This is a genomic window from Streptomyces sp. NPDC033270, assembly GCF_055576575.1.
Genome location: NZ_JBVIRA010000037.1, coordinates 16,230 through 29,515 on the forward strand (window position 1 = coordinate 16,230; position 13,286 = coordinate 29,515).

A 13,286-nucleotide genomic window follows, 5' to 3' on the forward strand; every position below is an offset into this window, starting at 1 on the left:
AAGGTTACCAAGAGGGGGAATCATGACACTGACCACCGAACAGGCCCTTGCGGCCGCCCGGGAAGCCCGCACCGCCGAACTCGCGGTACGCGCCGCCAACAAGGCACGTTCCGCGCTCTCCCATGAGCGCACGGCCCTTGCAGCCCTGGCCGCGGCCGACACTCCCGGCGTCAGCCACCGCGACATCGGCCGCGAGATGGGGATCTCCCATGTCGCCGTGGGCACCCTGGTCACCGAGGCCCGGGAGCTGCCCCCCATCCCCAAGGGGCGGGCCGGTCACAGCCCGCTGCACGTCGCCATGCGCTACGCGGCCGGCGAGATCGACCGTGGCGCCCTCGTCGAGGAACTGACCTCCTGGCCGTACGTCCAGGCCGGCGCGCTCACCGACGGGCTGCACGACGACGCGGCCGCACAGACGGTGCCCGGCTCGTTCGATGAGGTGCACGACGCCCTGGTCCAGGGTTTCCTCGACGACGACGCGTACGACGAGATCCTGCGCCGCCGCGCTGCGCAGCAGTAACTACACAGAGAGAGAATCCCGTTGGATCCGGAGAAGGTAGCCGCGCACCGGCGCGCCCTGGAAGAGGCCGGCCGCGATGGCCGACTGGACCTCGACGCACCCACGGCAACGATCCGCAATCCGGAGTGGTTCGTCCACCTCGACGGCCGGCCGCACCCCACGGCCGCCCGGGCCCGTACACACCGCGAGATCCTCAACGCCTGGCAGTCCGAGACGCCCGAACCGGGCCGCAACCGGATCGCGGTCATCACCGCCGGCCCCTCCGGCGCCGGCAAGTCCAGCGTCCTGCCGGACGTGTGCAAGCGCCTGAGCGCCGAGCCATGGCGGCAGATCGATCCGGACGACATGAAAGACCGACTCCTGCAACAAGCCCAGCGCGATGGCTCCTACGACCAGCTGGTGCCGGAGGGCATGGGCGAGCCGGGGGAGCGGTTCTACCCGCGCGAACTCGCCGCCCTCGTCCATGAGGAGTCGTCCCTGCTCTCCAAGACCGCGCAGGCGCAGGCGATTGCCGCCGGGGAGAACGTCGTCATCGACGGCACACTCGCCAACGGCGAGAAGGCGCACCGCCTCGCCCAGACCTTGCAGCAGCAGGGCTACCAGATCCACATCGTGGATGTGGAGGCTCCCGAGCACGTCGCCCGGGAGCGCGTCGTCGGCCGCTGGCAGGGCCCGTACGAGGAGATCGAGGAACGTGCCGAACAGGGCCAGGACGTTTCCAAGGAACTTGGCGGCCGCTGGGTGCCCGGTGAGGTCCTCGACCCGATGTACGTCAACGGGCCAGATCGTACGGTGTGCGCCGACAACGCCGAGGCCCTCATCGAGCAGCACGAATCGGTACGCGAACTCGACAGGTACTTCACCCCGCACATGGAGTCGGCGCCGCAGCACACCGAGAGCTGGCAGCGCGACGAGTCCGGGCAGGTCACGCACCGCACGTACGGGTCCGAGCAGTCCCAGGACACCGGGCAGCAGCGCGATGCGCCGGCGCAGGAAGACCGCGAACAGGCCCCGCGCGAACGCGGGGATGACGGCCGCAGCCCCGGCGTCCAGCACAAGCTCGACCAGCTCCGGGCCCGGCTGGCGGGCCGGCCGCCGCTACCGTCCGCCGACGGCCCGCAGATTCCCCGGCCCTCGCGGAGCAATCCTGAGCGGGCGGCCAGCCGCGGCCACAGCGAGCCGAACCGCGAACGGGATGAGCAACGTCGACAAAAGGACCGGGACCGCGGGCAAGAGCGCTGAGCCCCTCGACGTCGGCGTCACAGCGCGGGAGCCACGGCGTCCAGCAGTCGCCGCAGCCGCAGCAGCGCGGCGTCTGCTGCCGGGGTCCCGGCCGCCTCCGCCACGGCGGCCGCGGGCGTGAGCACCTCCAGCAGGCGTCCGGTCCGTACGGAGGGCGACAAGGCGCGCAGCCCGGCCCGGAACCCGTGCGCATCCCAGTGGCCACGAGCCAGGTCCTCGGCGAGCTGCTGCTCGGCTGGCATTGGCTGCCAGGATCCGGTGTGCAGTGCTTGAAGTAGCGCGGCGGCGTCCCGGTCCAGCGCCCGGGCAAGGGCATCGGTCATGTCCAGCGCAACGAGTCGGGCGACGGAACGACGCGGCCCTCGCGATTCTCACAAACGGTCATCTGTGAGAGTTCTGCGAGAGGCCCGAAGCGTGATCCGTTTCCGCAGGTCGCCGTTCGCAGAAGTCCTCTCAAAACTCGGGCGTTCTGCGAGACACTTCTGACACACTGATCGCGTGGACCTGACGCCCGATCAAGCCGCAGATGCGGTAGAACGCAACGACTGCCCGAAGTGTGAAGTACCCGCCGGGAGCGCGTGCCGAACGCGCGGCGGGAAGACCGCGACGAAGTACCACACCCCGCGGTTCGTCCTCATCGCCGCGCTGCGCGAGGAACTCGAAGTCCTCGTCCCCGCCGGCCGCGGACCGGGACGGCCGTGGAAGCAGGGCCCCGCGCCCGCGGCAGTGCCCGCGCAGCGCGACGGGAAGCCGATCAGAATCGGATACGCCCGTACGTCGACGGCCCGCCAAGAACTGGCGAGCCAGCTCGAAGCCCTCCACACGGCCGACTGCCACAAGGTGTTCTCCGAGCAGATCAGCACCCGCATCAAGGTGCGGCCCGAACTGGAGGCCGCGCTCAAGCTGGCCCACCAGTTCAAGGAGGCCGCCCCGGACACGACGGTCATCTTCACCGTCCACGAGCTCAAGCGCCTCGCCCGCAACGCGGCGGAGCTGATGACGCTGTCCGGCGAGCTCCAGTCCGGCGGCATCCAGCTCGAACTCCTCACCGGCCCGCTCACCGGGATCTACGACCCCAACGGCATGGGCGCCATGTTCTTCGCCGTGCTCGCCGTCGCCGGGCAGATCGAGCGCAACTACATCCGGGAGAAGACCCTGGAGGGCCAGGTCAGCGCCGCGAAGAAAGGCAACCACGGCGGGCGCCCGAAGGTCATCGACGACGACATGCTCACCTTCGCCCTCGCCCTGAAGGACAAGGGCGTGCCCGTCCCCGACATCGCGAAGAAGCTCACCATCAAGACCGGCAAGAACAAGGACAAGCACCCCTCCGTCGCCTCGCTGTACCGGGCGTTCGCCGAGGCCGAGCAGGAGGCGACCGCGTGACCGCGCCCGGAGCCGCCGAGCCGGCCGCCACCTTCCGCGTCACCCTCCAGTTCCACGAAGGCGGCCCGTCCTCCAGCGGCTGGTGGCCCGACCTCGAAGTCGCCGAGCGGAAGTTCACCGAGTGGCTCGGTACGTACGGCTCCCTCGACCAGGTGCTCATCCAACTCGTCGAGGAGAAGGACGACGGACGGGAGACCGTCCGCAAGACCTGGACCAAGGAGCACGGCGAGGTGTCCGGCTCCGCATGAAAGCCGCTGGTCAAAGCCCCAACCGCCCAGACATGATGGGGACGTTCCAGCCAACGACGAGAGGATCACCCGCCATGGCTCTGCCCCCGTTGAGTCCTGAGCAGCGCCGGGCCGCGCTCGACAAGGCCGCCGCCGCGCGGCGCGAACGCGCCAAGGTCAAGGACGCGCTCAAACACGGCAAGTTCTCGCTGCGCGAGGTGCTGGCCAGCGACTCCGAGTCCATCCGCAAGATGCCGGTCCGCGCCCTGCTCGAATCGCTCCCCGACATCGGCAAGGTACGGGCCCAGAAGATCCTCACCGAGATGGAGATCTCCGAGAGCCGCCGGGTGCGGGGCCTCGGCGTCCAACAGCGGGAACGTCTTCTCGAACGGTTCGCGCCGCAGCGCTGACCGGTCGCGCTCTGTCGCCACGAGCGGGTGTCCGGCAAGGTGGGGACGTCCGGCAAGACGATCAACGGGAGGGGTGGCTTCGTACGCGGCAAGGAGCAGCGTTTCGACAGCAGTTCGGGCGGCACCGAGGACGCCGACGCCCCTTGGATGTTCGCGGCTTCGGGAGGCGCCGCGGACGCCAGGGAGGCAGCGACCCTGATCCAAGCGTCTGCGGCTGGTCACCGGCTGAGGACAAATGCGCTGGCTACGGGCGTGGGCGGTCGGTCGTGACCGCGCCGTTGCCGACCACCACGCCGCAGGTCAGAGGTGCCGCCCGAAGCCGTGAACATCGCCTCATCGCACGACCGTGCGACGCCCGGAGTCGTGTCGAAACGACGACGTGACTCGCGTACAAAGCCAGGAGGGGACACGGCGATGGCCTACGAGGACCGCACGTACCACGGCATCCAGGGAGTTGGCAGCGACGAGGACGAGTGGCAGCCCGCCCGGCTCCTGGTCGAAAAGCCCGAGGACGGCCCCACCCAGCGCGAGAACGTCACCGTGCTGCGCGAGCTCAAGGCGACCGACGAGGACGAACTGGGTGGCTTCGGCTGGGGCTACAACGGCGGCGGCACCAGCCGGACCGCCGCGGCGGTCCTGGCCGACGCCCTCGACCTCGGCACCCCGGAGAAGGCCGGCCTGTCCATGAGCGAGTGGCCGCAGGACGACACCCTCGTCGCGCTCCGCGAGGACTTCTGCATCGACTTCCTCTCGCAGTTCTGCGATGAATGGCGCCTGGGCCGCGCCGCCGTCCTGCGCTGGGCCCGCGGCTGGTACACCCAGCGCGGCATCTCCGAACTGCCCGCAGCCCTGCGCAACCTGCCGCCGCTCGTGGACATCGACGTCTGACATGGGCCGGAACACGACGAAGAAGGCGAAGGCCAGGCAAGTCGCACCGCTGTCCGCCGACCGGCTCCGCGAGGGCTGGCCCGGGCCCGCGGGCACCCGAATCCGGCGGGCGCGGGCCGAGGACAGCGAGGTCGCGAACGCGCTGCTGGAAGCCGCCGGAGTACGGCTCATCCCGACCTTGCGGTCGGCGATCGAAGACGGGACGGAGGGCACCGCGCTGCTCGACGGCCTGGACGGCACCCGGAAGACTTTTCAGCAGAGCTTCGCGCACAAGACGGCCGGACACACGTCGGGCGAGTCGATGAGCAGCACCAGCCTCACCCTGGTCGCCGCCGACGGCCAGGACCGGCCGGTCGGCGTCTTGTCCGTCACCGCCCCGGCCACCGTCATCGGCAAAGCGATGGACGCCGGCTACCCCGGAGACAGAGCCCTGGCCCTGAGCCTCTTCATCGCCAAGGTCCACGGCCTGGCCGTCACCGAGGAGGCCCGCGGCCAGGGGATCGCCGGTGTGCTGATGAAACGGGCCTGGCAGGTCTATCAGCAGCTCGACTACTTCCTGCTGTACGGCTCGTACGAGACCTACCGCGACCTGGGCGCCTTCTACACCCGGTGCGGCTACACCGTCCACGCCCCCGGCGAGGCCATCTCCCTCGACCGCATCGCCCTGCCCTTCAGCGTCGGCGTAGAAGACAGCGAGTGCATCTTCACCCGCTGGCGCCCTCGCCACTGACCAAGCAACGCAGTACGGCGGAGGAACCCCGGCGATGCGATCACCGGGGTCCTCCGCCGTAACCAGGCCCCTGAGCTGGGACCGCGGCCTACTCCACCAAGCCGTGCTCGGCCAGGACCGCCATGAGCTCCTTGCTCTGCACCGCCGGTGTCCCACGCAACACAGGGGTGCCCGGCGCCGACTCCCGGCCCGTCCGCTGCGCGGCCACGCGCTCGACCGCCGCCCGCATCTGCTGCTGCATGCGCTGCTCCACCACCTGCACGTAGGGCTCCGGCACCTCACGCGTGTCGTAGATGCCGATGAGCGCCACCTCGTCATCCGGGCCGCCACCGGAACCGTAGGTGCGGCACGTCCAGCCCAGCTCGCGCGCCGCCTTCCGCAGTGCGGCCCGGAACAAGTCCACACCACCCAACTGCGCGGCCGTCTCGCTCGGCAGGTACACCTGGACCGAACCGCCGTACCCTCCGGCGCCTTCGGGACTGCTGCGTTCCAAGAGCGGCACCAGGACCTTCGCCAGCCGCGCGCAGCGCTCATCCTTCGCGTACGACTGCCTCGCCCGACCCACCGCCTACACTCCCGGCCGCTGGTTGAACAGCGCCGCCAGGCCCAGTTCCTCGTCCGAGGCTGCCATCACCGTGTCGATGGTGCCCTTCGACAGCTCGTCGGCGAGGTCGAGCACCTTCTTGTTCAGCTCGCGAAGTTCGGCAAGCTGACCGGTGAGGGTGCTCAGCTTCGTGCGCCGCGACGGGCTGAGGTCGGGGAGTTCGCCCCACTCGGCCGCCTGCTCCTCGAACAGGGTGAGGTCGTCGGCCTGCTCGGTATAGACCCGCTTGATCCTCGCCACGTCGCTGTTCGCCAGCACGTACGGTTTCGTGCGGGCCTCCTCCAGCGTCTCCAGGTGCTCGCGCACGTCGACCGCCCACCGCCGGGTGTGGTCGATGAAGAACTCCAACTTGCTGATGGGGTGCCAAATCCGCTCGGGCATCACACGGAACTTCTCTCGTACGACAACAGACCCGGCGACCCTAGCCGCCCGCGACAGTCCGCCACCTCGGATCAGCCCAAGACCCCACGACCGTGCGCCTGACCTGCTGGGCGCTCAAGATCGAGTGCTTAGCGTTAATGGCTGTACCGATGTTCCCCAAGCCCGGACCCCTCCGACGTGTCAGCGGTCCGCTGACATCCGGCCAGGTTGGGCGTGATCTCTGATCGGTCCGCGCGGCGTGGACTCGTTCCTCGACACTGGGTGCATGACGACTGATGCCGCAACCGCCGCCTCCGGCCACCCTTGACCTGGTTATCCGCGGTCTGGCCCTGGCCGACGAGTCAGAGCACCTGTACCCCCTGTGTGGGCAGCAGGGCAGTGTCGAGGCTCGCCTGGATCACCACGAACGGCGCGTTGCGTTCTACCGGGAGGCGACGGCCGCCGGCTTTCCTGAGGCGGCCGCCGAACTCGACTACAACGAGCGCGTGCTGGCCCAGCTCCGCGCTGAGGCGGGGGATGGACTGACGGGGAACGCAGACATGACTGAGGGCCCGGCGATGCCGGGCCCTCAGTGCTCGGTCGGACGGTCAGCCGGTGGCGGGGTAGGCGATCAGCGTGCGGTGCTCGGCCTGGTCGAGGCCGACGCCGGTGTACTCGTTGACGGCGACCGGGGCGGCGCCGGGGGTGCTGCGGTCGGCGCCGGTCTTGGCGTCCAGGGCGACGGGGCCGTTGCTGGTCGTGCCGTACACCACGCCGTGCCAGGCGGCCGTGACGGTGGGCGCGACGCGGTTGCCACCCTTCTCGGGCAGGCTCCACAGCTGCTTGCCGGTCGTGGCGTCCAGCGCGAACGCCCGGGGCTCCTCGGTCTGGCAGACGGTCACCGACGCGTCGTCGTAGTGACACGTGAGGCTCGACGAATCGCCGGTGAGGTCGGCGGCCTTGCTGCCGTCGGGCTTCAGCAGCACGCCGATGCTGTCGCCGCTGTTGTAGTCGCTGCCGGTGATGGCGACCAGGTGGGGGCCGGCGGGGCGGACGATCAGCTCGTATCCGTCCAGCTGGCTCCACTTCTGCTTGCCGTCGTGGTTGATGTCGAGGCCGATGACCTGCTGGCGGACGGAGTCCTTGCTGGTGACTGCAAGGGCGGTGTCACCGATGACGGCGGCCGCGGCGACCTTGTCGTTGTGCCAGGTCGCCTTGCGGCTGTCGAGGTCGACGGCGTACGTGGCGCCGTGTTCGCCGTTGCCCACGCTGATCACGGCGGTGCTCTTCGTCGCGGCGACCACGCGGGCCCGGGTGGACGGCTGGCCGGCCCAGCTGGGCAGGTCGTCGAGGTCGAGTGTCCAGGCGGCCTTGTTGGTGGCGGTGTCCACTGCGTCCACCTCGATGCCGGCCCGGCTGGGAGTGGTGCCCTTGCCCGGGAATTCGACCAGGAACGGGACGAGTGCTTGCTGGCCGTCCTGGGTGAGGACCGGGGCGTTGGTCTCTGTGTCCTTCTCGGCGATCGACTTGTGGCGCGGCCGTACGGTCGACGTCGCCTTGCCCGTACTGGTGTCGATGACCTGGAGGCTGTCGGCGGCCGCGACGTAGGCCCCGGTGCCGTGCAGCGCGAGCGGCAGCGGCTTACGGATCGTGCCGCCCATGCTGATGCTGTCGCCCGCGGCGGACTGGGGGAGCGGCGCGCCCTTCGTGGCGAACTTCTGCGGTGGGTCGTAGCTCTTGCGCGGGGGAGCGCTGGCGGCCGGCTTCTTCGACTTCGATGCCTTCGGCTTGTGGTCGGCCCCTGGCTCCGCGGCTCCGCCGCACCCGGCCACCAGCACCAACGTGGCCGTGGCTGACAGTGCAGCGGAGACCTTCAGGATCGAGCGCATTCGAGGTATTCCTCCATTGTCCGGGGCCTGATCGCCCTGCCGAAACTACGTGTCGTGCCGCCACCGCTCAGCCGCTGCGCGGATTTTGACCGGATCGGAATCAGCGCTCGGGGCCGCCGCGGCCGCGGTCGTCGCGCTGCCGGTGCTCGCGTTCCTCGCGTTCGCGGCGGTCGGCCGCACGGCGCTCGTCCTCGCGCCCGTTGTCCGCCTGCGGGCTCGCGGGCCGGCCTTCCGCGGTCCGGTCGAGGATGTCCGCGCGCTCTTCGCGGCCGCGGTCGAGGCGTGCGCGGAGGTCGGCCATCGCGCGGCGCCGGGCCTCGTGACGGTCCTCCACGCTGCTGCCCTGCTCGGTGTCCTGCTCGGGCTCCGGCCGGTCGGCCAGGGCGGCTCCGCGGGCGGCGGCGGCCTCGGTCGCGCGGGTGCGGCGGCCGGTGGCGGCAACCTGCTCGTGCAGCTCGTCCCACGCGGCCGCGTCCTGCTGGCCGTTGGGGCGCGGCCCGATGCCGGGCTCGATGGGGCGGGTCTGGTGGCGGGTGCGCCATGCATCGGCAAGCGCCGCGGTGCGCTCCCAGGTCTCCCGTAGTTCGGTGCCCTGCTCGGGCACGGGGCCCAGCGGCCGCGCCCATGCCGGCGGGTCCGCGGCCAGTTCGCGGCCGGTCTGGGCAAGGCGGTCGGCCAGGATTTGGCGGCGCTCGGACAGGTGGGTGCGCCACGCGGTGGGGGTGTGCGCGTCGCGCTCGATGTCGCGTGGGGCGAGCCACTGCGGCACCGTCTCGTTGCCCTCGGGCAGGGCCTCGACGGGCCGGGGCAGCAGCGTGCGCAGCCTCTGCTCCGCCCGGATGCGCTGGTGGATGAGGTCGGCGCGCTGCAGCTGGATGGCCGCCTGGTCCTGCTCGTGCGGGGCGGTGCGCATCTCGTCGAGGGTGGCCTCCACGGGCTGGCGGGAGGTGTGGGCGTGACCGGTAGCCGGCTCTCGTTGCCAGTCCTCGCGGGCCCGGTCGAGTCGGCTCATGGACGCCCGCAGAACCTGTTCCTTGCGCAGCGCATGGAGGTCTTCGGCGGCCTCCCGTGCGGCATCACGGTTGCCGTCGATGGCGGCGATACGGCCGTCGCGGCGCGCCTGGGCGATGGCGTCGGAGAGCTGCCGGCGGGTGAGGTCTCCGTACGTTCGCCCGGGCCAGGCTGGGTTGGGCAGGCCGTCAACCACGACCGGCTTGGGCTGGCCGGCCAGCCGTGCGTCGGCGCGGCGCAGGTCATCCAGGGCGGCGCTGCGGCGGGCTTCGGCGCGGTCGGCGAGATGCTGCAGCTGGGCGTCGGTGAGTTCGATCAGCGGCCTGGTGGGCTGGTGCTGCTCCAGCCGTTCCCGGGCCTCACGGGCCTCGGCCAGGCGGTTGTCCAGGCGCCAGGATAGGACTGCGGATGCGTCCTCGGCGTCCCCGAAATCGCGCTGGTGGTAGGCGTCGTGGAGCAGCTTCTCGGGCGCGAATCCGGCCCGTTCGATGTCCCGCAGAGCGCGCGTCACGGAGGGCCAGGCGTCCTCGGCGATCAGGTGCTCGGCGGCCGGCCCCAGCACGTTGCGGGTCAGGCTTTGGTAGCGCAGCCCCGTCGCTCGGTCGTGGACGTCGTGGTACTCGGCGGCGAGTGTGCCGATGTTCCAGGCCCGGTCCTGCTCGGTGCGGATCGTCTCGCGTGCGGACAGCGATGCCTGGGTGTTGCGGGCGATGGCGGCCAGCACGTCGCGCATCCGCTCGCCCTTCTCCAGCACGACGTAGATGCGGTTGGTCAGGCGGCCGCGCGTCGTCTGAACGTAGGCGGATTCGCGGGTCGTGCTGCGGCTGAAGAGACCCGATCCGGTATCCACCGTGGCGCCTTGGCCCCGGTGGCCGGTGCTGGCGTAGCCCAGTTCGGCGTAGCGCTCGACGTAGTCGGCGGGCAGCGTTGTGCGGCCCCGGTGGCCGGTGTGCCGCACGACGAGATCGCCGTTGCGGCGGACCTTCTGGACCTCCCACTGGTCGCCGTTCTTAACAAAGTCCCGTCCGCGATGAAGGACGTTCCGCCGATCGTTGCGGCGGGTCACGATGAAGTCCCCGCGGTGGGCTTCCAACCCGTCCCGCAGTTCCACCCCACGGCGCATGTCGAGTTCACCGTTACCAGCGCGCCAAGCCTGGGCACGGGCGTTGAGCTGGGCGACGGTGTCATTGTCGTCGGCCATCATCATGGCCGTGTGGCCCTCGCTCTGGTCCTGCTGCCAGTCCCGGAAGATGGCGTGCAGCATCTCCTCACGGCTGCCTGCAATGACGCGGTTGTTGGCCAGGTACCAGTCCCATGCCTGCTCGGCTTCGCCGCTGCGCAGGATCAGCGATGCGGCGGCTTCCTGGGGATTGTCGAAGCGGTGCACGGTCTCCAGCTCGACCGCTCCCACCTCGTTGGCGAGCAGTCGCAGCGCGCCGCCAGACTCGACGGATGCCAGCTGGTACGGGTCGCCAACCAGGCGTACGACGGCGCCGGCCGCGGCGGCCTCGTCGACCACTTGGGCCAGTCGCAGGGTGCCGGCCATACCGGCCTCGTCGACCACGATGACGTCGCCCGGGTTGAGCTGGAACTCGGGACCAACCCGTCGGCCAGCACGGGCTCGTTCACGGGCGCCAAGCCATTCGTGGAGGGTGAACGCGGGTGCATCAATACCGTCCGCCAGCTCGGCGGCGGCACGTGCTGAGGGGCCCAGGCCGATGACGCGTCCGCCGCTCTCTCGGACCGCATCGGCGGCAACCCGCATGGACGTTGTCTTGCCTGCACCGGCCGGCCCGATGGCCACCGCAACCAGCCGCTCGGACGTGGCAAAGGTGCGCGCCATAGCCTGCTGCCCGGCATCCAGCGGACGGTCGGGGTGCGCCTCCTGATAGGCGCTCTCCACCCGTGCGTAAATGTCCGGGGTGGCTGCCGGAATGACGTCGGTACGCGCGGCGGCGACCATGCGGTCCTCGGCGGCCAGGACCTTGTCGCTGGTGTAGAGCTCGGTTTCGCGGTGCCGGTAGACGGAGGTTCCGTCAGCTCGCTGAAGCGGAGCGAACTCCGGATTTGGATCGGGCGGGGTGATCTCGATCGACCCGTCGGTGAGCACCTTGTGTGTGATGCGCTCGACGAGATCCCGGCCCGGTTCGGCACCTTTGAGCGTCTGGGTGACCCATCGCTGAGCCTCGGCCAGGACTTGTCGCCGGCCCCATACACTGCGCTCGTCGGACACCGTCGCCAGGACCTGCCGGGCGGCGGCGTCGATGTCAACATGTGCCGCTGCTGCGCGCCCCGGCTTCACTTCTCGTGCGGCGTTCTTGGCGGCCTGGAGCAGGGTGTCGATGCGGTCCTTGCCGAGGGCCTCGACTGCCTGCTTACGCCAGCGCTCGCGCAGCGTTGAAAGGGGCTCGGCCTTCTTCTTGTCGGGCCGGCCGTCCTGTGCTGCCTGCTTGGCAATGGCGTACATCTTCTTGGTGGAGGGTTCCCGCCCGTGGGTCCGGCGGTACTCCTCGACCAGCTCCTCGGTACGCCCCTTGATGTCGGTGCCGCGCGTGGACTGGAGCTGGATCAGCTCCTCGGGTATGCCCGCAATGCTCATCACCGGGCGCTTGCCGGGCGTGACTTCCCGGGCTGCTGCGCGCAGCTCCAGACGCGTGCATATCCGCTCCAGCACTCGCGCGTTGTAGTACTCGCTCGCCGAGACGACCATCCTGTAGAGGAGGGCGCCGTCGATCGACCGCCACTTCCCATCAGCACCCTGGACCTTGTTGGAGATCACGACGTGGTCGTGGAGCATCGGGTCGCCGTTGCGGTTCTCGTAGTGGCGCCACCGGGTGGCTATGAGTCCGCTGGCGACGTCCTCCTGGGCGATCCCGTTGACCCCGGTTCGGGTCATGATCGCGTTCTTCTCTAGCCACTCCAGCGTTTCGCCGATCGCGGCCTCGTGCTCCTCCTCGATGGCCCGCTGGACCTCGGGAGAGCCTAGGCTCCAGGCGGCATTGGCTCCTGGCTCCAGCTTGAACACTGAGTCGTATCCGGCGACGGCCTGGTTGGTCTTGGAGTGCTCCTGGCTGGAGATCCACTGGCCCAGCTCTTCCTTGCTGGATGGGCCTCGTCCGTGCTCCTCGCGGAAGGTGACGGCGCCTGCCTTGCCTCGCAGTTCGGCACGCTCGGCGGCATCTGGTTCGCGGAGGTTGAGTCGCTTGAACGTCGCCAGCTCCTCGGCCAGCTTGCGTCCGAACGCCGTGTCGGCCTGGTTGTAGCGGTAGTAGGAGCGTCCCAGCTTGGCGGCCCTCATGGCCTTCTTGGCGCTGTCGCCGGCGGCGATGCGCTCTGCAACGATTCGGTCTCGCTCCGGGTGGACGCCTTCGCCGAACAGAGCTTTCATCTGAGGTTCGGTCACGACGCCAGAAACGCCCAGGGCCTGGATGCCGGAACCCATCCAGACGCCGGGCGGGTTGCCCGATTCCAGGTAGTAATCACCCAGCTCTTGACTGGCTGGGCGGCGGACATCTGCGGACGCGGTTTCACGCAGATAGTAGGTATAGCCGTCCCCAGCGCTCAGCTTATGGACGGTCATCATGGCGCGTGATCTTACCTGCAGACGCTCCCATTGGGGAGGCAATACAACCCCTGGTACATTCATAATGCAAGAGCTCCGACCGAGATGAAGTCGTGGGAGTGCATCGATGCTGCACTGTGCGAGCTTGCGATGCACTGCAGCGAGATCGCTCACGCGACTTCATCTCGGTCACACACAATTTTGTGTGGCGACTATCCACAGGTGGGCTCTCCGAGCACGCCTGTGGATAGTCGCTCGCGCGGTGCTCCACTACGCGAGCGTCTTTTGCTCGCGTAGTGGAGCACCGCGGAGATACAGCCGCTCCATCGGAGCGTCCTTTTCCCGGTGTGGACGGACCCCGCTCCGGCCCCGCACGGGCCCCGGCGCCGCCGGCCGCGCCGGTTGGCGGCCGCCCGCCGGTCTGCGGCGGGGCAGAATGGCGCGCACCAGTCGGAAGCAA

At 69.8% G+C, this 13,286-nt stretch carries 12 protein-coding genes; 7 read left to right on the top strand and 5 right to left on the bottom strand.

The features are described from left to right. Window positions 1-22: 22 nt before the first annotated feature. Window positions 23-520, top strand: a complete 498-nt coding sequence (locus ACZ5XZ_RS35430) for a hypothetical protein (RefSeq protein ID WP_468985899.1) — start codon at window positions 23-25, stop codon at window positions 518-520. Window positions 521-541: 21 nt separating this feature from the next. Beyond that, on the top strand, window positions 542-1,762 hold the full coding sequence (locus tag ACZ5XZ_RS35435; RefSeq protein WP_468985902.1) for a zeta toxin family protein: 1,221 nt from the start codon (window positions 542-544) through the stop codon (window positions 1,760-1,762). Between the two features lie 17 nt (window positions 1,763-1,779). Here the strand turns inward: ACZ5XZ_RS35435 and ACZ5XZ_RS35440 are convergent, their stop codons facing one another. After that, window positions 1,780-2,085 carry a hypothetical protein gene (locus tag ACZ5XZ_RS35440; RefSeq protein ID WP_468985904.1) on the bottom strand — a complete coding sequence of 102 codons (306 nt, stop codon included), beginning with the start codon at window positions 2,083-2,085 and terminating at the stop codon, window positions 1,780-1,782. Window positions 2,086-2,260: 175 nt separating this feature from the next. On the opposite strand from ACZ5XZ_RS35440, the gene ACZ5XZ_RS35445 reads away from it, so the two are divergent. The 5 genes from ACZ5XZ_RS35445 (at window position 2,261) to ACZ5XZ_RS35465 (ending at window position 5,400) form a co-directional block, all read left to right on the top strand. Beyond that, a complete protein-coding gene (locus ACZ5XZ_RS35445; protein WP_468985907.1) occupies window positions 2,261-3,145 on the top strand; it encodes a recombinase family protein in 885 nt (294 codons plus the stop codon). Beyond that, on the top strand, window positions 3,142-3,393 hold the full coding sequence (locus ACZ5XZ_RS35450) for a hypothetical protein (protein ID WP_468985909.1): 252 nt from the start codon (window positions 3,142-3,144) through the stop codon (window positions 3,391-3,393). Before ACZ5XZ_RS35445 ends, ACZ5XZ_RS35450 begins: the two co-directional genes overlap by 4 nt. Window positions 3,394-3,467: 74 nt before the next feature. Continuing rightward, on the top strand, window positions 3,468-3,782 hold the full coding sequence (gene mihF, locus ACZ5XZ_RS35455; RefSeq protein WP_468985911.1) for an integration host factor, actinobacterial type: 315 nt from the start codon (window positions 3,468-3,470) through the stop codon (window positions 3,780-3,782). Window positions 3,783-4,196: 414 nt separating this feature from the next. Further along, the gene (locus ACZ5XZ_RS35460) at window positions 4,197-4,670 is read left to right on the top strand and encodes a DUF6166 domain-containing protein (protein WP_468985912.1); all 474 of its coding nucleotides are present in this window, start codon (window positions 4,197-4,199) and stop codon (window positions 4,668-4,670) included. Between the two features lies 1 nt (window position 4,671). Further along, complete coding sequence (locus ACZ5XZ_RS35465) at window positions 4,672-5,400, top strand: GNAT family N-acetyltransferase (RefSeq protein ID WP_468985915.1); 729 nt, start codon at window positions 4,672-4,674, stop codon at window positions 5,398-5,400. A gap of 88 nt (window positions 5,401-5,488) precedes the next feature. On the opposite strand, the gene ACZ5XZ_RS35470 is transcribed toward ACZ5XZ_RS35465, so the two are convergent. The 4 genes from ACZ5XZ_RS35470 to mobF form a co-directional block, all read right to left on the bottom strand. Next, a complete protein-coding gene (locus ACZ5XZ_RS35470) occupies window positions 5,489-5,902 on the bottom strand; it encodes a hypothetical protein (RefSeq protein ID WP_468986003.1) in 414 nt (137 codons plus the stop codon). Between the two features lie 66 nt (window positions 5,903-5,968). Beyond that, complete coding sequence (locus ACZ5XZ_RS35475; protein ID WP_468985917.1) at window positions 5,969-6,385, bottom strand: hypothetical protein; 417 nt, start codon at window positions 6,383-6,385, stop codon at window positions 5,969-5,971. A 587-nt stretch (window positions 6,386-6,972) separates the two neighbouring features. Then, window positions 6,973-8,253: an outer membrane protein assembly factor BamB family protein gene (locus ACZ5XZ_RS35480; RefSeq protein ID WP_468985920.1), complete on the bottom strand. Its 1,281-nt coding sequence runs from the start codon at window positions 8,251-8,253 to the stop codon at window positions 6,973-6,975. Between the two features lie 100 nt (window positions 8,254-8,353). Then, complete coding sequence (mobF, locus tag ACZ5XZ_RS35485) at window positions 8,354-12,847, bottom strand: MobF family relaxase (protein WP_468985922.1); 4,494 nt, start codon at window positions 12,845-12,847, stop codon at window positions 8,354-8,356. Window positions 12,848-13,286: the final 439 nt, after the last annotated feature.